Below are 19,816 nucleotides of genomic sequence, written 5' to 3' on the forward strand. Positions count from 1 at the left end.
ATATTGTCTGTATTGATTTTTGTGAGCCCAAGTTGCATACGGGGAATCAGATTGTTGGGTGTTATGCGATGTGGATCAAAGGGGGCTATCGGAGCTCAAACAGTTTGTCGATTCCATGCGATGAATATTGATATTTGTGCGAGGTTGGCTCGATGAATTCGGTACAGAGTTGTAGCCTAGAAATCAAGACACTTAATAGATCTTCCGTTGAGGTGGCTTCTGCCAAGTGAGCAAATGCAGAAGATCTGTGTGCAGCTCTGCGGGGCAAGCGACCTGACAAAGTGCCTGAACACAGGTGTCTTTTCTAGGTGTCTGCATAAGCCTTCCCTCAGATCCCCGATTAGCCAGTGACTGCAATGTCTTCGGTAGATTTAGCCTCGTATATCCGGACGATTCCAGATTTTCCCAAGCCTGGGATTCTGTTTCGAGACATCAATCCGATGCTGCGTTCCCCTGAAGCGGTTGCGGAAGTGATCCGTCTGCTTTCTTTGGTGTGTGAGCGAACTCGTCCGGACTTGATTGTGGGAATCGAATCCCGGGGATTCATCGTGGGTGCTCCCCTGGCTCATCAATGTGGCCTTGGTTTTGTGCCGGTTCGGAAGCCCGGCAAGTTGCCCGGCGATGTTGTTGGAATTGATTATTCGCTTGAGTACGGCAGCGACCGGCTTGAAATTCAGGCCGATGCATTGGTGGGCCAACCGAGAGTTTTGGTGGTGGACGACCTACTCGCCACCGGCGGCACCGCGGCTGCAACCGCGCAGTTGGTAACCCAGGCCGGCGGAGAATTGGTCGGTTTTGCGTTTGTGATTGAGCTCAAGGGGCTCGGCGGCAGAACAGTGCTGCCCAAGGATCTATCCGTTGATTCATTGCTCGCCTACGACTGAGCGTCCTGCCAATCCAGCACCGTTTGAAGTTGCTCCAGGTTGAGTAACCCGAAGCTCCATAAAACAATGGGTAAGGGAGCCTGCTCGAGCTCTGCCTGTCGCAACCCAAGCTGCAGGGCGTTCAGGCTTAACCCAACACGGCGCAACAAAAACTGCTCTAAGTCCTCCGGTGCGGATGGCTGTGGATGGCTGCACATCACCATGACAACTCCGCTTCCGAAATCAGTCTGGCAACGCCTGTCCGATCTGCAGGGGGCCGTCGGTCATCGCCCGGAGACTGACTTGCCGCAGGCCACGGCTCTGCTTGAGCAGTTGCAGGGCAATCCGCCTAAAAACAACAAGCAGGCCGATGCGATTCGAGAAACATCGCACCAGTAGGTCCGTGGCAGTACCAACCAAGATCAGATCGATCCAGCGTTGACGTCCATAACGGGCAGCGATCCGCTTAGCGGTGCCGCCTTTCTGCACCGACTTCACCAACACATCAACATCCCGCCAACAAAGGTTTAAGCCTTGTCCACCCACCGGATGGCAGCGGTGCCCAGCTTCTCCGACCAAAACGCCACGGCCTCTGCTGAGGCGACGCGCCAGCATCCATTGTTGGGGGAAGGCCTTGGGCTGATCCAAAAGAAGGTCTGGGTCGATGCCCTGAGGCAAAATCCCAGCCAGTTGGTCTAGGAATTCGCTTGGTGGTAACGCGCTGCGGTCTTGGCAGCGCTGCATCGGTGCGCTCCAAACCACTTGGAAATGGTCGTTGCCAAGGGGTAAGACGGCAAGCGGTCCTTCAGGCCGAAATAATTCGCAGGCTTGATTGGCTTGGACACCTCGAAGCACCACCTTGGCGGTTAAGCATCCCTGCCGATAGCGATGCTGCCAACAACCAATGCCCCAGCTTTCACGGGTCGGAGACGACGGTCCATCGGCCGCGATCACAAGGCTGTCGGGGCTCGGTATGGGAGCGGCTTCGCCACCGAGATGCAACTGCACAAGCGCCGACTCTTGAAGTCTTTGCAAAAGAGCAGTCATCAAAGGTCGGTGGTCAAGAATCCAGCCGATTCCGTGATGGCCGCGGTTCTTTTCGGCCAAATCATCCGAAACGAACAGCACCTGACGACCTGCCGCAAGATCACGAAGGTCGAGTTGTTCGAAGGCCACCAAATCCTTACGGAGCTCATCCCAAACGCCCAAGCGCTGCATGAGTCGTCGGCTGGAATGGGTAATGGCGTAGGCACGACTTCGCGCTGCCAGTGCTTTTGAATTTTGCGGATCAAATAAAACCACGCGCTGATTTTGATGCGCCAAGGCCAGGGCCACCATGCACCCGGTCGGACCGGCCCCCATGACATGGGTTTCCATTAAAAAACTCGCCATCACAAGAGTGTGGCGAGTCATGCAGGTTGACTGTGAGGATCAGCCGAGTCCGAGTAAGCCGTGGGTGAACGCTTCACCGCCCATGGCGATCTCTGTTGCGAGCAATGCGATGAAGCCGAGCATGGCCATGCGTCCATTCAGCTTTTCAGCGCGGTCGTGGAAGCCCCAACCCTGCTCACTCTCCACCACTTCCATGCGGGGTTCAGCGGCAAAGGCGTTGAGACGACCGCCATCTTCTGTGGTGACAGTGGCGCCACGGATCACGGGTGATGAAGGAGTGGATTGAGTCATGGACAACCAAAGGCGTCTTTGCGAAGAAGTGTAAACCAAGTTTGCGGAATCGTTACAAACCGCTCAATTTCTGGCGGCGCGGGATAGGCGAAGTCGGCAAAGCTCTTCAAAGGCTGGTCTCAATAAATATGGGTACTCACCAACCCACATCCGCAATCCTGGGAGCCACGCATCGCTGAGCGCTCCAATCCGCGAAAAATCTTTTCGCTCGCTTAAGACCAAGCAGCGAATCACGGTTCCTGCTCGAATCGTTTTGTGGTTTTTCTCCATCGGAAAGGCCACTCGTCCCAAGTAGCCGTCCTCGTCCTCGAGCTCGAGGAGCATCCAGGTGCGTCGATTCTCGATCAGCTCCAGTTTTCCGCGGCTATCAGCCTGCTCATGGCGGTTTTCGACGCGTTCGCGGGTCGTCACGGTCGCGACCTCCCCCTCAAAAAGTGCCGCGGAGGGATAGCGGCGCAGCGTGGCATTGCGCTGCCCTGCCTGAACAATTGGACCCCAAAGGATATAAAGCAAAAACACCACGCCCGTCACGAGCCAAAAGGGCCCCCAACGGCTCGACATTTGGCTTTGGCTGATCAGCAATGTGATCACGCCACCAATCGTGGCCACCATCACCCGCTGCAAAATTTCTTGGGGTGAGCCAAGGGAAAATCGAAATTGACCTGCTGTGGCGACCGCTGGAATCAGCCGCTGCAGTTCACCGGGACGGAGCGGAATCAACATCAGTAGTTGTTCAAATCAGCCTTTCCAGGCCATAGACCAATTGTTGGAGAGAACCCACTTTTCGAATAGTGAGCAAAACCCCAGGCATGTAGGCCGATCGATCAATCGTGTCGTGGCGGAGGGTGTAAGTCTCACCTGGTGCACCAAACATCACCTCTTGATGGGCGACAAGCCCTGGTAAGCGCAGGGAATGAAGGTTGAGTCCGCTGTCCCGAACCCCTCCCCGTGAACCTTGCAGCGATTCATGCTCATCCACCTCCGCTGGGTTGAAGCTTTGTTTGACCTCTTCCATGAGTTCGGCTGTTTTGATGCAGGTGCCACTCGGAGCATCCGCCTTGCGGTTGTGATGAAGCTCAGTGAGCTCGGCGTGGTCATAGAAACGGGCCGCTGCCGCCGCGGCTTGCTGCAAGAGCACCATCCCGACGGAGAAATTGGGAATCACCGCCCCTCCGATTGAAGCTTTGGCTGAAAACTCAGTGAGATCGTTCAGTTGTATAGGGCTGAGTCCTGTGGTGCCAATCACCGGATGCACGCCGTAGGCGATTGCAGCTCTGGTGTGATCAAACACCACAGAAGGATGGGTGAAATCCACCAGCACAGCGTTCTGGTCGGAATTGCGTACCGATTGGCTTACGGCACAAAGGCAACCTTCGAAATCGGCTGTGACGGCCACCTCAAGTTCTTTGATGCCGAGCTCTAGGCCCACATCAGTTCCCTCCTTGCCGGGGGTGTTGTCGATCGCTCCCACCAGTTGGCAGTCCTCGGCGTTGACGACCGCGTTGATGACTTCCGCGCCCATCCGGCCGAGAGCTCCCGCAACAACAACAGGAATTGGAGAGGACATCGAAGCGGCGCGAACACCCAAAGCCTATGGGCCCACACGTTTGACGCTCAATCGAAACCAATCGATATCTTTCAGGTCCTCGAGAGGAAGCGCCATTAAGTTCTGTACTTAGCTCGAAGTGCGCAGATGTTCACACAGGTCCGCTCCGCTAATCGTCGCGTTGCCCCTGTTGATGGTCAGAACCACAAATCGGTGATGAAGGCCGTGTATGTGGTGCTGGAACCCCAGTATCAGAACGCGTTGACTCAAGCCGCCAATGCCCTGAATGCAGCGGGTTCTGAGCTCGGGATTGAGTTGAGCGGCTACCTAATAGAAGAGTTGCGTGATGACGACAACTACGCCGGTTTTTGTGCGGATGTGGCTGAGGCAGACGTTTTTATCGCCTCGTTGATTTTTATTGAAGACTTGGCCCAGAAGGTGGTCGACGCAGTTGCCCCCCACCGCGATCGTTTAAAAGCAGCTGTTGTCTTCCCCTCGATGCCAGAGGTGATGCGGCTGAACAAGCTCGGCAGCTTCTCCATGGCGCAGCTTGGCCAGAGCAAAAGTGCGATTGCCGGCTTCATGAAAAAGCGGAAGGAGGCCGGAGGAGCCGGTTTTCAAGACGCCATGCTCAAGCTGCTGAACACACTTCCCACGGTTCTGAAATACCTGCCAGTGGAGAAAGCGCAGGATGCGCGCAGCTTCATGCTCAGCTTCCAGTACTGGCTTGGAGGAACTCCGGACAATCTTCGGAATTTTCTGCTGATGTTGGCGGATAAATACGTGTTCCCCCCCGCCGAAGGTGAGGAGCGCCCAGCGATGAATGTGGCGGAACCGGAGGTTTTTCCAGATCTCGGGATCTGGCATCCCTTGGCTCCATCGATGTTTGAAGATCTCAAGGAGTATCTGAATTGGAACGCAAGCCGCACTGATCTGTCTGAGCAGGCCAGAACTGGCCCGGTGATTGGTCTGGTGTTGCAACGCAGCCACATCGTGACGGGAGACGACGCCCACTACGTCGCCACGATTCAAGAACTGGAATACCGCGGAGCTCGGGTGATTCCGATCTTTTGTGGTGGACTCGACTTTTCGAGGCCCGTCAACGCTTTTTTCTTCGACCCACTCAATCCAGAGCAGCCCTTGGTGGACGGCATTGTTTCTTTAACAGGATTCGCCCTTGTGGGGGGACCAGCTCGTCAGGATCACCCCAAGGCGATTGAGTCTCTGAAGAAGCTCAATCGCCCTTACATGGTTGCGTTGCCATTGGTGTTCCAAACCACCCAAGAATGGGAGGGCAGCGACCTTGGCTTACATCCAGTGCAGGTGGCTCTTCAGATCGCTATCCCTGAGTTGGATGGCGCAATCGAACCCATCGTGCTGTCGGGTCGAGACGACGCCACCGGGAAAGCTCATACCCTTCAAGATCGAATCGATGCGATAGCTGAACGGGCGATTCGTTGGTCCTCGTTGCGGACCAAGCCCCGCGTCGATAAGAAACTTGCCATCACTGTTTTCAGCTTCCCTCCAGATAAGGGCAACGTTGGTACTGCTGCGTATCTCGATGTTTTTGGCTCGATTCATCGCGTGATGCAGGAAATGAAGGCCAAGGGATACGACGTGCAGAACCTGCCGAGTTCTCCCAAAGCCCTCCTGGAGGCGGTGATCAACGATCCAGAAGCGATGCAGGGTTCCCCTGAGCTATCGATTGCCCATCGCATGAGCGTTGAGGAATACGAGCGCCTTACGCCCTACTCCAATCGTCTGGAGGAGAACTGGGGGAAACCCCCTGGAAATCTCAACAGCGATGGACAAAACCTGTTGGTGTTTGGTCGCCATTTCGGCAATATTTTCGTTGGCGTCCAGCCCACCTTTGGCTACGAAGGCGATCCGATGCGCCTGCTGTACTCCCGCAGTGCAAGCCCCCATCATGGATTTGCTGCCTACTACACCTACCTCCAAAAAATTTGGAAGGCGGATGCCGTTCTCCACTTCGGCACCCATGGCTCGCTGGAGTTCATGCCTGGAAAGCAAATGGGCATGAGTGAAACCTGTTACCCAGATTCGTTGATTGGTGCTCTTCCAAACCTCTATTACTACGCCGCAAATAATCCATCTGAAGCAACAATCGCGAAGCGTCGTGGGTACGCCTCCACCATTAGCTACCTCACACCTCCGGCAGAAAATGCTGGCTTGTACAAGGGGCTGAAGGAGCTTGGTGAGCTGGTGGGCTCCTATCAACAGCTGCGGGAAGGTGGCCGTGGGGTTCAAATCGTCAACACGATTGTTGAAACGGCTCGCCAGTGCAATCTCGATAAGGATGTCGACCTACCTGAGGATGATGCCGGATCAATTGATCTTGAGGGTCGCGACGCTTTGGTGGGAGCCGTTTACCGGCAGTTGATGGAGATCGAAAGTCGTTTGTTGCCCTGTGGTTTACACACGATTGGTCGACCTCCTACGGCGGAGGAAGCAATCGCCACTCTGGTCAGCATTGCTGCATTGGAACGCGAGGAAGATGGCCTGCGGTCATTGCCCGGTCTGTTGGCGGAGTCGATTGGCCGCAGCATTGAAGACATCTATCAGGGCAACGACAACGGTGTGCTCGCCGATGTGGAACTCAACCGCACAATTACGGAGACATGCCGTGCTGCGGTGGGAGCCATGGTTCGGTCGCTGACCGGTCTGGATGGCCGGGTGAGCATGCGAAATAGTTTCGGCTGGTTCTACGACGTTCTTGCTCGCTTTGGTTTTAAGTTGCCATCTCCATGGCTCAGGGCTTGCTGTAACTCTGATTTTGCTCAGATTGATGCCACTGAGCTCGATAAGTTGTTCGGCTACTTGCGCTTCTGCCTAGAACAAATCTGCGCTGATATGGAAATGGAGAGTTTGTTGAAAGCTCTCGATGGTGAATACATCCTGCCCGGTCCTGGTGGAGATCCGATCCGTAATCCGGGAGTTTTGCCGAGTGGCAAAAACATTCACGCCCTCGACCCCCAGGCCATTCCAACGCGCGCCGCAGTTGCTGCGGCGAAGGGAGTGGTGGACAAACTGATTGAACGACAGCGAGAAGAACAGGGTGCTTGGCCTGAAACCATTGCCTGCGTTCTTTGGGGAACCGACAACATCAAAACCTACGGCGAGTCTCTTGCTCAAATCCTTTGGTTTGTTGGTGTGAAGCCCATGCCCGACTCCGTTGGCCGTGTCAACAAACTGGAGCTGCTTTCCCTAGAGGAATTGGGTCGTCCCCGTATTGATGTGGTGGTGAATTGCTCCGGGGTGTTCCGTGATTTGTTTATCAATCAGATGGCTTTGATTGATCAGGCAGTGAAGATGGCTGCCGAGGCTGATGAGCCGCTTGATCAAAACTTTGTGAGGAAGCATTCGCTTGAACAGGCTGAGAAAGAAGGGACAAGTGTGCGGGATGCTGCCTGCAGAGTGTTCTCCAATGCCAGTGGAAGCTACAGCTCTAATGTGAACCTTGCGGTTGAGAACAGCACCTGGGAAGAAGAAGGAGAGCTTCAAGAGATGTACCTCTCCCGTAAAACGTTTGCTTTCAATGCCGATAATCCTGGCGAGATGAACCAAAATCGAGACGTCTTTGAGTCGGTAATGAAAACTGCCGATGTTACGTTTCAAAACCTTGATTCAGCCGAAATCTCATTAACAGATGTCAGTCATTATTTCGATTCTGATCCCACGAAGTTAATTGCAGGACTTCGAGATGATGGCAAGGCTCCTACAAGTTATATCGCCGACACCACAACGGCTAACGCACAAGTTCGCTCTTTAAGTGAAACAATCCGTTTAGACTCTCGCACCAAACTTCTCAATCCAAAGTGGTACGAGGGGATGCTCGATTCCGGTTATGAGGGCGTTCGCGAAGTGGCTAAACGTCTGAATTTCACCCTCGGATGGAGTGCTACCAGTGGTTCGGTCGATAATTTTGTTTACGAGGAAGCCAATGAAACGTTCATTAATGATCCTGAGATGAGGAAGAGATTGCTAGAACTTAACCCGAATAGTTTCCGTCAAATTGTCGGTACTTTGCTTGAGGTTCATGGTCGTGGTTATTGGGAAACTTCTGATGAAAATATTGAGCAACTGCAGGAGCTTTACCAAGAGGTTGAAGATCGCATTGAGGGAGTCGTTGCAGATTAATCTTTGGCAAAACAGAAATTATTATTTGCCTCTTTGAATAAGTTGATGTCTACCTGTGCGGCATTATTTTCGAATGTTTAGTCGAAGCCATTTTTCTGGGACCAGTTCTTACATATGCATTGATTGTTTAAAAGGAGGTCTCCTGGGTCAATCACTAAGGTGTGAAATATCTTTTCAGGTTTGAGGAGGTATGTATTTCGCTCCCATGAGTCATACATAACATCGTGTGCTTGTTTGGCTAGCTCGCTGCTTTTGTAGCGGAATAGCTGTGTTTTGGCGCCTCTTTTGCCCATCTTTCTTCTTCTGGCTTTGAATTGAAGTGAATTTCTTTCGTGATCGATATCAATCGTGTTGACGAGTATTTCTTTGAATCTAGAAAAAAATGGATTCTTTAGATAGCTTGATGTCATCAAGTCGCATACTTCTGGCTCTAATCTTTTTCTGCTGCTAGTGGGTATGTCTGTTTTCTTTTTAATCCGTTTTTGATCTTCCTTTATTGCGGCTTTGTATCCAAGGGTATGAACAACATGCTTTAGGTCGATGTGAAGAAGAAGGCAGGGTGGTGGAGAAACTGTTTTGGCCAGTTGATGGATGTGTCTTGCTTGGAAAATTGATTGATTGTTTATGACGTCTACAAAGTCGTCGTATTCTTGAAAGTCCGGACTATTACACGTCTGGAGAAATTTGGCATGAAAATGTTCTCCGAATAATGGCAAATTTAATTTATAAGACGATTGAATGATGGTAGATTTTCCGGCTCCAGCACATCCCGCTACAATGAATAATGTATCTAAGTCTTTTTTGTGTGAGGCGCTCGGGAGTTTGATGGCGAACAGTTGTTAGTGGATTGAAATGTTGTGATCGCGTTTAATTGGTTTCCTGTGAAACTTATTGAACGTCAGATTGAATCATATTTTACCCCATCTTAACTCAAATCTTATGGTTGCTCGCCCTTCGAGGAGGGGGATCTACCCATTCGTGGTTTTTAGGGGTTAAGAGGTGAGTGTTGGTTGCGTCGCTGCGAGCCTTCGTTCCCTTGTCTCACCAAAGTGCAGAGGCCATGCGCAGCGTCTGGGCGATTGCACCCACATCGTGGACACGAACGATGGCCGCTTTGGCCTGAGCGCAGCGGCAGGCCACCGCAGCTGTTCCCCATAGACGGGCTTTCGGTCGCGGCTCGTTAAGCACCTCACCAATAAAGCGTTTGCGGGATGGGCCGATTAGCAGCGGGAAGCCGTCTTGATTGAGCTGTTCGAGCTCACGCAGCAACTGCAGGTTCTGCTCATGGGATTTGGCAAAACCCAGGCCTGGATCCCAGATGATTTGCGATGGCTGGACTCCCGCCCGAAGCGCCTCCTCGGTGCACTTCTGCAACCCCGACCGCACCTCGGAGGTGATGTTCTTGTAGTCGGTGAGTTGATCCATGGTCTTGCTGTCGCCGCGGCTGTGCATCAAAACAACCGGACATTGGGCTTGAGCCACCACCCCGAGGAGTTGAGGATCCCGACGCCCTCCGCTGACATCGTTCACCCAGTTCGCCCCCGCATCCAGGGCTGCTGATGCGACGGGTGCCAAAAATGTATCCACGGAGATCAGCGCCTCAGGACACTGACGCCGAATTGCGGTCAGCGCGGGAAGAAGACGTCGACATTCTTCCTCGGCACCAACTTCGTCCGCCCCGGGTCTCGTGCTTTGCGCCCCGAGGTCGAGAACATCGGCTCCCAGCTTGAGTTGTCTCTGCGCTTCCTCAACGGCGCGATCCGTCGCTAAAAATCGACCACCGTCGCTGAAGGAATCCGGGGTGATGTTGATCACCCCCATCACAGCGGTCCGTTCCCGCCAGGCCAGCGGCCAGTTCGCGGAATTAAGCGACGTTGTAGTTGGCAATGCGCGCGAAACCATCGGGTTGAAGTGATGCGCCACCCACCAGAACGCCATCAATATCACTCATTCCCATGAGTTCATCGATGTTGCCTCCCTTCACTGAACCGCCGTACTGAATGACGAGATCTGGGGACCCCACCCAGCTGCGGATCAAGCCGCATATGCGATTGGCTTCTGCCGCTTCGCAGGTTTTTCCAGTGCCAATGGCCCAGATCGGCTCATAGGCCACCACGAGTAGGTCGGCGTCGAGTCCTTCCAGCCCCTGCTCGATTTGCCTGCGAATCACGCGTTCTGCTTCACCACGCTCCCGTTGCTCGTCCGTCTCCCCCACGCAGACGATTGGAATCAGCCCATTGGCCTGGGATGAACGGGCGCGGTGATTGATTTGCTCGTCGCTTTCACTGAAATATTTTCGCGGTTCGCTGTGTCCAACGATTGTGTAGGTCACTCCATGCTCCTTAAGCATGGATGGAGAGATTTCGCCGGTGAAGGCACCTGATCCCTCCCAGTGCACGTTCTGACTGGAAAGGGCAATAGGACTGTCCTTGCAGAGATCAGCCATGGATGAGAGGGCTGTGAACGGAGGAGCCAGCACCAGATCACGGTCGTTGGGCATGTCCGCTACGAGCGGTAGGAAGGCAGCCATGAACTCCCTGGCCTGGGCACAGGTCATGTGCATCTTCCAGTTGCCAGCGATCACCGGTCTGCGCACGTTTGGTTTCCCATTCGAATCTGGGGGCCAACTTACGGCCCGATCGCGCTTTAACCCTCCATGACGGACTCCTCGCCAGCAAGCACAACCCGATCCCCTGCCGATAGCTGACGTCCTCGACGGATTTCAACCGCACCATTCACCGTCACTTCACCCATCTGGATGCGTTGCTTGGCCTCTCCTCCGGTGGAGACCCAGCCTTTCCATTTGAGGAACTGATCCAGCTTCATTTGAAGGGCGCGTTGGCTCGACGTTGATACTGTGCCGCCATGCTGACTCCCTCTCAAGCTGGCTTTCGGCGATTGCTGCCGCTGTTGCTTCCCCATTTGCGTCAGTTGACCTGGGGAGGGCTCTGCATGCTGGTGTTCGTCAGCAGCCAATTGGTGTTGATGAAATTGATGGGTCGCCTTCTCCCCGATGTGGGATCTGGCGATTTGAACCGAATTTTGCCAGTGATCGGCTTGGTTCTTGTGGTGTTTGCGATTCAAAAAATCGCCCAATTTGGGCAAGACTCGCTGTTGGCAGGTCCGGCCTTGCAGGTCAGCCAGTCCCTTCGACGAGACTTGTTTCAGCGGTTGCAGAGGGTCCAGCTTGGTGCGCTGGAAAAGATGTCGTCTGGCGATCTCACCTATCGACTTACGGAGGATGCCGACCGGGTGAGTGAGGTGATCTACAAGACCCTTCACGACAGCATTCCAAGTGCTTTGCAGCTGGTGGCAGTGTTGGGTTACATGCTTTTGTTGGATTGGAAATTAACCGTTGCGATCCTGCTCCTCGCACCCTTCGTTGCCTGGCTGATCAGCGTGTTTGGGGCGAGGGTGATGGTTGCCACAGAACGCAGTCAGAAAAAAGTCAGCGAACTGGCCGGATTGCTTGGCGAAGCGATCGAGGGATTGCCATTGGTGCGGGCTTTTGCAGCTGAGCCTTGGCTTGAACGTCGTTTTGAAGATGAGATTGACCAGCATCGATTGGCTCGATACAACACCTATCGCCTCGTGGCGTTGCAACATCCGGTGGTGGGCATCATCGAGGTGCTCGGATTTGCCACGGTGTTGGTGTTGGCAGCCATCAGAATTAACAGTGGTGATCTCGAAATCCCAGGGCTGATTACCTACCTCACCGGCTTGGTACTGCTGATTGATCCAATTGCCCATGTCACCGCTAACTACAACGAATTTCAGCAAGGCCAGTCGTCGTTAAGGCGCTTACGGGAAATCGAACAGGAACCCTCCGAACCTGCTGATCCAGTTCCGGCGTTGCCGTTAGGTCGACTGCGTGGAGACCTCAGCTTTAGCCAAGTTCAGTTCTCGTACATTCCGGGTCAACCCGTTCTTCAAAACTTCAACCTTTCCGTTCATGCCGGACAGGTGGTGGCTTTGGTGGGCCCTTCCGGTGCCGGCAAAACCACAGTCTTTTCGTTGTTGCTTCGCTTCAACTGCGTTGATCAGGGGCAGCTTTTGTTTGATGGCAAGGATTTAAGTCGCGTCAGTGCCCGCGACTTGCGCCAACAGGTGGCGCTTGTTCCTCAACGCAGCAGCGTGTTTTCGGGAACCATTGCAGACGCGATTCGATTTGGTCGGGATTGCACCCAAGAGGAGCTTCAACAGTCCGCCAAACTCGCCAACGCCCACGACTTCATTGTTCGACTTCCTGACGGCTACGACACCCGTCTTCAAGAGCGGGGAACGAATGTGTCGGGTGGACAGCTCCAGCGCATCGCGATCGCAAGAGCCGTTCTTGGTAACCCCGCTGTGATGTTGTTGGATGAGGCCACGAGTGCGCTTGATGCTGAGGCGGAGGCCGCTGTTCAGTTGGGCTTAAAACAGGCGATGGCAGATCGCACGGTTCTTGTGATTGCTCACCGGCTTGCCACGGTTCAGGAAGCTGATCAAATCGTTTTAATGGAGCGTGGATCGATCGTTGATGTTGGAACCCACGACGCCTTGATGCAGCGCGGCGGTCGCTATCGAGAGCTTTGTGAGAAGCAGTTCATTCGTGATCTGCAGACTGGCTAATTACACTTACAATTTGATGTCCGGTTCCGAATAATCCCGGCAGCGATCGATGACTGACTCAGCGTCCAACAATCCCGTCTTGACCTTTGAAGGCAAGCGCTACGACCTCAATACTCTTCCCGATGAGTTGAAAGAACTTGTTCGTGGAATGCAGGTGGCTGATGCTCAACTCCGTATGCACGAAGACACTTTGAAAGTGTTGGCAGTTGGTCGCCAAAGCTTGGCGTCGCAACTTAATGAACGCTTGAAATCTGTGACGCCGATGCCCGAAGCATAAGGTTCATATTGTTTGCTTTTTCCATAAAAAAAGAGGTGGCGTAGACCACCTCTTTTTTTATGGAAACTATGCTGCTAATCAGTTTCTGATTGATGGGGTGTGAATTGATAGTTTCGCGTGAGCTTGAATACAGTTCCTGAAAGTAGAAGTAGGGCGATCAAGTTTGGCAAGGCCATTAATCCATTCAAAGTGTCGGCGACACCCCAAAGTGCTCCACTGGTGCCAGCAATCGATGCGAAAACAACCATGGCGACCCACAGAAGTCTGAAGGGCAAAATTGCACGATCACCAAATAAATAACTTGTGCACCGTTCTCCATAAAAACTCCAGCCTAATATTGTCGTAAAAGCGAACACAACCAATCCGATTGTTACGACAAAACCACTTCCGGGAAGCCCTTGATTGAAGGCAGCTATCGATAAATTAGCTCCGCTTAGACGATTTCCAGCTTCATCGAGAAGAGTATTGGCTTGGCTCGTAATGATCACCAGTGCAGTCATCGTGCAAATCACCAGGGTGTCGATAAACGTGCCGAGCATCGCAACGGTGCCCTGTCGAACTGGATCATCTGTTCGAGCGGCCGCATGGGCGATCGGAGCGCTGCCAAGACCCGCTTCATTGGAGAAGATGCCTCGCTTGAAACCCATCAGAACCACTTGACCAAAAGCACCACCTGCCGCAGCTTCTCCGCTGAATGCATTGCCAAAGATGGTTCCAAACGCACTGGGAACTTCTGAGGCGTTCAAGATCAGCAGCACCAAACATGCCCCGATGTAGAGAATCGACATCAACGGCACCAACGTGGAGGCGGCCTTTGCGATGCGCCGAATGCCGCCGATCACAACTGCAAAGACAGAGGCTCCCAGAACGACGCCGGTGATCAGCCTTGGAATTCCAGCGGTCTCGAGTGCTGACGACACTTCGAAGGCCTGAACACCATTTCCAATGCCGAAGCCGGCCAACATTCCGAACAAAGCGAACAGGCTCGCGAGCCAGCTCCATTGGGAACCGAGGCCATTGCGGATGTAATACATCGGGCCTCCAACGTGGTTACCCGATCCATCTGTTTCGCGAAATTTCACCGCCAGAACGGCTTCGGCGTATTTCGTGGCAATGCCAAAGATGGCAATGATCCACATCCAGAACACCGCCCCAGGTCCGCCAACGGCAATGGCTCCAGCCACACCTGCAATGTTGCCGGTTCCGATGGTGGCTGAAAGCGAGGTCATCAACGCTTGAAAAGGAGTGATCTCTCCTTCGCTGCCATCCTTTGATGGGAGCAGAACCATCCGCACGCCGTAAACAAGGCGCTGCAGTGGCATGAACCGCAGACCGACCATCAAAAAGATGCCGGTTACGGCGATTAATCCAACCGTTGGCCAACCCCACACCAGACTGTTGACCGGAGCGTTGAAGGCTTCCAACGACGCATTGAAGTTCTCCATACCACCAAGCAATCTTGCGTGGATGGTGTCATAGCCGGCGGTTGCCGGCAATGAGATTAAAGAGCCTCGAGACCTTCAAAGCGAAAGGTTTGGCATCCGGCGGGTGTGTCGCCATGCGCTTCGGTTTCGATCACCCGCTCTTGCAGGACCCAAGGACCGCCATCGTTGAGGGGGGTGAAGGTGTCTTTAAAACTGCTTTTCCCGCCACGCAAGGCACCAGTAGCTGGATCGGAATATTGGCTTGTGTAGGTGTGGCTCAGATAGCCGGCACCGGTGTGGGTGACCTCGGTGGTGAAGATGGTGACAACGGTTCCATGGATGTGGCGATGAACCATCGTCACAACGTCGTCTTTGAGTCGGTAACGGTCTCCTTCACCTTTACCGCCCACGATCACTTCAGTGCCGACGGCGTCCGTTTCTCCAGCGGTAAATGTGTTGTCGCTGTGGGTTTGTTCGAAGCTTCTGCGGACGCGATGAATGGCGACTTCCCAGAGCTGTGAATGAACAGCTTTCAAAATCTCCTCGTTGTCGATGCCCTCCACCTTGGCCTTGAGGTCGGCACCAATTTCAAACGTGCCAGTCACGGTTTGATCGCCTTGAGTCCAAAGGCAGCGCCCGCGATATCCGGAAAAACCGGGTGTCCAGGTGTAGCGATTTTCGTAGGCTTTCCGGAAGGTGTCGCGTAGATCGGATCCTGGCTTGACGGAGGTAGAGCTGGCTGTCACATCTGTATTCCTGATTTCTTCACCCTACTGAGATCAGCTCAATTTGATCGAGCTAATGCCCCAACCTTCATGCGTTCAGCACGTCGCGTGAACGTCTTGCAGGGCATAGATGCTGAGAGTGGGTTCGCTTTGCATGGCAGCGATCGCTTCCACAGCGGCGCGGGCGCCAGCGAGGGTTGTCACGGTTGGTACGGCGTAATCAAGGGCTGCACGACGTAAGTATTTGTCGTCGTGAGCAGCTTGGCGACCGATCGGTGTGTTGATGACGAGCTGAACCTGATTGGAACGAATCAAATCTTCGATGTTTGGACGGCCTTCATGCACTTTGAGAACCGTTTGCACCCTTAGGGAGGCTTGTCCGAGGGTATGGGCTGTTCCAGCGGTTGCCATCAGTTCAAAACCCAGCTCGATCAAACGAGCGGCCACGGGTACAAGAGACGATTTGTCCCGGTCATGGGTCGACAGGAAGACTGTTCCTTGGGTGGGGAGGGCTTCGCCAGCCCCCAGCTCGGCTTTGGCATACGCCATTCCAAAACTTGTGGCTGAACCCATCACTTCACCGGTGGATCGCATTTCCGGTCCAAGCACCGTGTCGGCTCCAGGGAAGCGTCGGAAGGGAAGTACTGCTTCTTTTATGGCTTGCAGAGGCGGTTGGGGTTCCTCTGTTAGCCCCACATCCACAAGGGATTCGCCCGCCATTAACCGTGTAGCTAAACGAGCCAGGGGCTTCCCAGTGGCTTTCGCGACGAAAGGCACCGTGCGAGAGGCGCGGGGATTTGCTTCGATGATGAAGACAACTTCCTCACCGTCGCTGTCGCGCTGCACAGCGAATTGGAGGTTGATTAATCCCTTCACCTTGAGGGAGATAGCTAACGCTTTGCTCCATTCCCGAATCGTGTGCAGTGCGGATTCACCGAGCGAGACGGTTGGCAGGCAGCAGGCGGAGTCTCCGGAATGAATTCCCGCAGGCTCGATATGCTCCATCAAACCTCCAATCACGACGTTGCCGTCCTGATCCGATAACGCATCCACATCCACTTCAACAGCATTCTCGAGGTACTGGTCAATCAACACCGGATGATCCGGTTCGACCTGTACCGCTTCGCGCATGTAGCGATTGAGTTCTTGTTCGTCGAACACCACTTCCATGGCTCGTCCGCCGAGCACATAGGAGGGCCTCACCACAACGGGGTAACCCACAACAGTGGCAATCGATCGTGCTTCCTCTTCACTGCGGGCCAAACCATTGCGCGGTTGACGGATGTCCAGTTCTCGAAGGATTGCTTCAAATTGCTCACGATCTTCAGCGCGATCGATCGATTCAGGGGATGTACCCCAAATTTCTGTTCCGGTGACTTGTCCGTCCGGGCTGTTGAGCCAGCGCAGCAATGGAATGGCGAGTTTCAGCGGCGTTTGCCCGCCAAATTGCACAACAACGCCGTTCGGACGTTCCGCTTCAATTACGTTCAGCACGTCTTCAAGCGTGAGTGGCTCGAAATAAAGACTGTCGCTTGTGTCGTAATCGGTGGAAACCGTCTCGGGGTTGCTGTTCACCATCACGGTGGTGATGCCTTGTTCTTGGGCTGAGAAGGAGGCATGGCAGCAGCAGTAATCAAATTCAATGCCCTGACCGATGCGATTCGGACCCCCGCCCAGGATCATCATTTTTCGCTGGTCGCTATTGCGGCTAACTTCCGTCGCACTTGGCAGGGTGATCAGAGTTCCATCGGCTTGCAGTTTTTGGAGCGGCCGTTCGTACGTGGAGTAGTGATAGGGCGTGGTGGATGCAAATTCCGCTGCACAGGTATCCACGGTTTTAAACACGGCTCGCACATCAAGCTTGTGTCGATGAGAGCGCACGCTGAGTTCGTCGGTTCCCGTGCACCAGGCAATCTGACGATCGGAAAAACCAAGTTGCTTGATTTCTAAAAGGGTCGAGGCATCGAGCTCATCCAGCTGACGCCCCCGCATCAATGTTGATTCCGCGTCAACGATGCGACGGAGCTTCGCCAAGAACCAAGGGTCGATATTGCTGATCCGATGGATGTCGGCATCGCTTCGGCCGTTCACCATCGCTGTGCGAACCGTGAGGATGCGCTCCGGTGATGGTGTTCGTAGAAGGCGATCAATTTCGCTGTCGCTGAGATTTGGCTCGTCCCTGTCCCCTCCCCATCCTGAAAAGCCGGTTTCCAGCGATCGCATTGCTTTTTGGAACGATTCTTCGAAGCAGCGACCGATGGCCATGGCTTCACCGACCGATTTCATCGATGTGGTGAGAACCGCCGGACTGCCTTTGAACTTTTCAAAGGCAAAGCGAGGAATCTTTGTGACGACGTAATCGATCGTGGGTTCAAAGCAAGCCGGTGTTTGGCCTGTGATGTCGTTGAGAATTTCGTCGAGGGTGTATCCAACGGCAAGGCGAGCAGCAATTTTCGCGATGGGGAACCCTGTTGCTTTGCTGGCAAGTGCAGACGATCGACTCACCCTCGGGTTCATTTCGATCACCACCACATCGCCGTTGTCGGGGTTGATGGCGAACTGAATGTTGCTGCCTCCCGTAGCAACGCCGATTTCACGAATGATGGCGATGGATTGATCGCGAAGTCGCTGGTATTCCCGATCGGTGAGGGTTTGCGCTGGAGCAACAGTGATCGAATCCCCGGTATGTACCCCCATCGGGTCGAGGTTTTCGATGCTGCAGACGATCACGACGTTGTCCGCCAGATCACGCATCACCTCGAGTTCAAATTCTTTCCATCCGAGCAGTGATTGCTCAATCAATATTTGGGAAACAGGACTCGCTTCCAGCCCGCTTTTGCAAATGGCGGCAAATTCCTCCGGGTTGTAAGCAATGCCACCACCACTTCCCCCAAGGGTGAATGCCGGTCGAATGATGCGAGGAAAGCTGCTGATCTCTGCGCCAACGGCATCTGCTTCCTCCAGGGTGGAAGCGATGCCCGATGGGCACACACTTACCCCAATTCGTTCCATCGCTTGCTTAAACAGCAGCCGATCCTCGGCCTTCTGAATTGCCTGTAAGTCGGCACCGATGAGCTCCACCCCGAAACGATCCAACGTTCCGTTTTCGGCCAGGGTGACTGCGAGGTTGAGAGCTGTTTGCCCCCCCATCGTGGGCAAGAGGGCATCAGGACGTTCTTTCTCAATGACCTGCGTCACCACTTCAGGGGTGAGTGGTTCGATGTAGGTCCGATCCGCCATGCCGGGGTCGGTCATGATCGATGCGGGGTTGGAATTCACCAACACCACCTCAAAGCCTTCTGCCCTAAGGGCTTTGCAGGCCTGGGTTCCGGAGTAATCAAACTCACAGGCCTGGCCGATCACGATCGGACCAGATCCCACCAGGAGGATGCGACGCAGATCGGTCCGCCGTGGCATGAGCTGTCGCGTTCAGTCAAACCCAGTCAGCCTCTCACGCAGCAGAAACCTCGCCCCGAAATCCTGCTCTTGGCACTGGCCTCGCTACGGTATGGGGATGAGGGATTCACTGTGCAATGAGTGAGCTTCAGCGCCTCAAGGGGCTGCTGCCACCTGAAATGCAGAACTGGGTGTTCGTGGAATCGGCGGCGTCCGTCGATCCCCCGTTGATCACGCTTGAAGAAATTGGACGCGATGAGGTGGAAATCCAAGTGGATCTCGACCAATGGGATGGCTTGGCCTTAGACCATCGCAACCTTCTGTTCTGGCACGAGGTTGGTCGGATTCAAAACGACACAATCCCTCGGGATGGCTGGGAAATGGCGGCCCTAGCGATTGGCCTTGGTGGCGCCATCGGTGAGCTTTGGGTGCAGGACGGCCTTCTTTTAATGATGGCGTTAGGCCTATCCGGTTTTGCCGGCTATCGCCTGTACTTAAAGAACAACTCCGAAAAGCGTCTCCAGGACGCGATCACCGCGGATGAGCGTGCGATCGACCTGGCTTGTCGGTTTGGGTACAGCGTTCCAAATGCTTACCGCAGCCTTGGCGGTGCCCTGAAGGATCTTGTGGACAAAACCCGTAAAAAGCGTCGCCGTAGCTTTTACGAAGATCGCTTAGAGGCCTTGCGGAAAAGTGCCAGCAAAGCCCGCGCCGAGATGGCGCAGCAGGAAGGATCCCGTACATCAGTCACCAGTGAGAATGTTTATGGATAGTGAGCAGTTGGCAGAACTCGCAGCCGATGCATGCGATGACCGGAAAGCTGTTGATATTCGTTTAATCCGGGTGGATGAAGTGTCGAGCTTGGCCGATTGGATGGTGATTGCTGGTGGTCAATCAGACGTTCAGGTGCGAGCCATCGCGCAATCGGTCGAAGACCGCTTGGAAATCGATGCAGCTCGTTTGCCCCTCCGCAAGGAAGGCTTAAACGAGGGGTGTTGGGCGCTCTTGGATTACGGCGAACTGATTGTTCATGTGTTGATGCCAGAGCAGCGTCGCTACTACGACCTAGAGGCGTTTTGGAGTCACGGTGAAAGCCGTTCATTCCTAGCTTCGACGCCTGCAGAAAGCTGACG

At 54.1% G+C, this 19,816-nt stretch carries 18 protein-coding genes; 6 read left to right on the forward strand and 12 right to left on the reverse strand.

The genetic code is table 11. The features are described 5' to 3' along the window. The first annotated feature begins 356 nt into the window (after nucleotides 1-356). Nucleotides 357-884, forward strand: a complete 528-nt coding sequence (locus tag SYNCC9902_RS04135) for an adenine phosphoribosyltransferase (protein ID WP_011359626.1) — start codon at nucleotides 357-359, stop codon at nucleotides 882-884. On the opposite strand, the gene SYNCC9902_RS04140 is transcribed toward SYNCC9902_RS04135, so the two are convergent. The 5 genes from SYNCC9902_RS04140 to dapB all read right to left on the reverse strand — a co-directional run bounded on the left by SYNCC9902_RS04140 (nucleotide 875) and on the right by dapB (nucleotide 4,113). After that, entirely contained in the window at nucleotides 875-1,087 is a 213-nt protein-coding gene (locus SYNCC9902_RS04140) for a DUF2949 domain-containing protein (RefSeq protein WP_011359627.1), read from the reverse strand. The genes SYNCC9902_RS04135 and SYNCC9902_RS04140 overlap by 10 nt on opposite strands. A 19-nt stretch (nucleotides 1,088-1,106) precedes the next feature. After that, nucleotides 1,107-2,276: an FAD-dependent monooxygenase gene (locus tag SYNCC9902_RS04145; protein WP_011359628.1), complete on the reverse strand. Its 1,170-nt coding sequence runs from the start codon at nucleotides 2,274-2,276 to the stop codon at nucleotides 1,107-1,109. 18 nt (nucleotides 2,277-2,294) lie between these two features. Further along, complete coding sequence (locus SYNCC9902_RS04150) at nucleotides 2,295-2,546, reverse strand: high light inducible protein (protein WP_011359629.1); 252 nt, start codon at nucleotides 2,544-2,546, stop codon at nucleotides 2,295-2,297. Nucleotides 2,547-2,609: 63 nt separating this feature from the next. Beyond that, nucleotides 2,610-3,269: a hypothetical protein gene (locus tag SYNCC9902_RS04155; protein WP_011359630.1), complete on the reverse strand. Its 660-nt coding sequence runs from the start codon at nucleotides 3,267-3,269 to the stop codon at nucleotides 2,610-2,612. A gap of 10 nt (nucleotides 3,270-3,279) precedes the next feature. Next, the gene (dapB, locus tag SYNCC9902_RS04160) at nucleotides 3,280-4,113 is read right to left on the reverse strand and encodes a 4-hydroxy-tetrahydrodipicolinate reductase (RefSeq protein WP_011359631.1); all 834 of its coding nucleotides are present in this window, start codon (nucleotides 4,111-4,113) and stop codon (nucleotides 3,280-3,282) included. A gap of 126 nt (nucleotides 4,114-4,239) precedes the next feature. On the opposite strand from dapB, the gene SYNCC9902_RS04165 reads away from it, so the two are divergent. After that, nucleotides 4,240-8,250: a magnesium chelatase subunit H gene (locus SYNCC9902_RS04165; protein ID WP_011359632.1), complete on the forward strand. Its 4,011-nt coding sequence runs from the start codon at nucleotides 4,240-4,242 to the stop codon at nucleotides 8,248-8,250. A gap of 77 nt (nucleotides 8,251-8,327) precedes the next feature. On the opposite strand, the gene SYNCC9902_RS04170 is transcribed toward SYNCC9902_RS04165, so the two are convergent. The 4 genes from SYNCC9902_RS04170 to SYNCC9902_RS04185 form a co-directional block, all read right to left on the reverse strand. Further along, nucleotides 8,328-8,966, reverse strand: a complete 639-nt coding sequence (locus SYNCC9902_RS04170) for a hypothetical protein (RefSeq protein ID WP_011359633.1) — start codon at nucleotides 8,964-8,966, stop codon at nucleotides 8,328-8,330. 325 nt (nucleotides 8,967-9,291) lie between these two features. Next, nucleotides 9,292-10,152, reverse strand: a complete 861-nt coding sequence (gene folP, locus SYNCC9902_RS04175; RefSeq protein ID WP_232179265.1) for a dihydropteroate synthase — start codon at nucleotides 10,150-10,152, stop codon at nucleotides 9,292-9,294. Then, nucleotides 10,115-10,846 (reverse strand): triose-phosphate isomerase, encoded by a 732-nt coding sequence (tpiA, locus tag SYNCC9902_RS04180; RefSeq protein ID WP_011359635.1) that lies wholly within the window; start codon nucleotides 10,844-10,846, stop codon nucleotides 10,115-10,117. Before tpiA ends, folP begins: the two co-directional genes overlap by 38 nt. Nucleotides 10,847-10,896: 50 nt before the next feature. Then, a complete protein-coding gene (locus SYNCC9902_RS04185) occupies nucleotides 10,897-11,076 on the reverse strand; it encodes an RNA-binding S4 domain-containing protein (RefSeq protein WP_041424887.1) in 180 nt (59 codons plus the stop codon). A gap of 39 nt (nucleotides 11,077-11,115) precedes the next feature. On the opposite strand from SYNCC9902_RS04185, the gene SYNCC9902_RS04190 reads away from it, so the two are divergent. Then, nucleotides 11,116-12,861, forward strand: a complete 1,746-nt coding sequence (locus tag SYNCC9902_RS04190; protein WP_041424889.1) for an ABC transporter ATP-binding protein — start codon at nucleotides 11,116-11,118, stop codon at nucleotides 12,859-12,861. A 49-nt stretch (nucleotides 12,862-12,910) separates the two neighbouring features. Further along, nucleotides 12,911-13,138, forward strand: coding sequence for a DUF6447 family protein (locus tag SYNCC9902_RS04195; RefSeq protein ID WP_011359638.1), 228 nt, complete (start codon nucleotides 12,911-12,913; stop codon nucleotides 13,136-13,138). A 74-nt stretch (nucleotides 13,139-13,212) separates the two neighbouring features. On the opposite strand, the gene SYNCC9902_RS04200 is transcribed toward SYNCC9902_RS04195, so the two are convergent. The 3 genes from SYNCC9902_RS04200 to carB all read right to left on the reverse strand — a co-directional run bounded on the left by SYNCC9902_RS04200 (nucleotide 13,213) and on the right by carB (nucleotide 18,704). Further along, nucleotides 13,213-14,583 (reverse strand): alanine/glycine:cation symporter family protein, encoded by a 1,371-nt coding sequence (locus SYNCC9902_RS04200; RefSeq protein WP_011359639.1) that lies wholly within the window; start codon nucleotides 14,581-14,583, stop codon nucleotides 13,213-13,215. A gap of 56 nt (nucleotides 14,584-14,639) precedes the next feature. Further along, on the reverse strand, nucleotides 14,640-15,308 hold the full coding sequence (locus tag SYNCC9902_RS04205) for a DUF3386 domain-containing protein (protein WP_011359640.1): 669 nt from the start codon (nucleotides 15,306-15,308) through the stop codon (nucleotides 14,640-14,642). Nucleotides 15,309-15,383: 75 nt separating this feature from the next. Next, complete coding sequence (gene carB / locus SYNCC9902_RS04210) at nucleotides 15,384-18,704, reverse strand: carbamoyl-phosphate synthase large subunit (RefSeq protein ID WP_011359641.1); 3,321 nt, start codon at nucleotides 18,702-18,704, stop codon at nucleotides 15,384-15,386. Between the two features lie 116 nt (nucleotides 18,705-18,820). Between carB and SYNCC9902_RS04215 the strand changes: the two genes are divergently transcribed. Continuing rightward, nucleotides 18,821-19,456 (forward strand): DUF3318 domain-containing protein, encoded by a 636-nt coding sequence (locus SYNCC9902_RS04215; RefSeq protein WP_009790133.1) that lies wholly within the window; start codon nucleotides 18,821-18,823, stop codon nucleotides 19,454-19,456. Then, nucleotides 19,449-19,814: a ribosome silencing factor gene (rsfS, locus tag SYNCC9902_RS04220; protein ID WP_011359642.1), complete on the forward strand. Its 366-nt coding sequence runs from the start codon at nucleotides 19,449-19,451 to the stop codon at nucleotides 19,812-19,814. The genes SYNCC9902_RS04215 and rsfS overlap by 8 nt, the downstream gene beginning before the upstream one ends. The last annotated feature ends 2 nt before the right edge of the window (nucleotides 19,815-19,816 follow it).

Origin of the sequence: Synechococcus sp. CC9902 (assembly GCF_000012505.1) — a bacterium.
In the GTDB taxonomy this organism is placed as follows: Bacteria; Cyanobacteriota; Cyanobacteriia; order PCC-6307; family Cyanobiaceae; genus Parasynechococcus.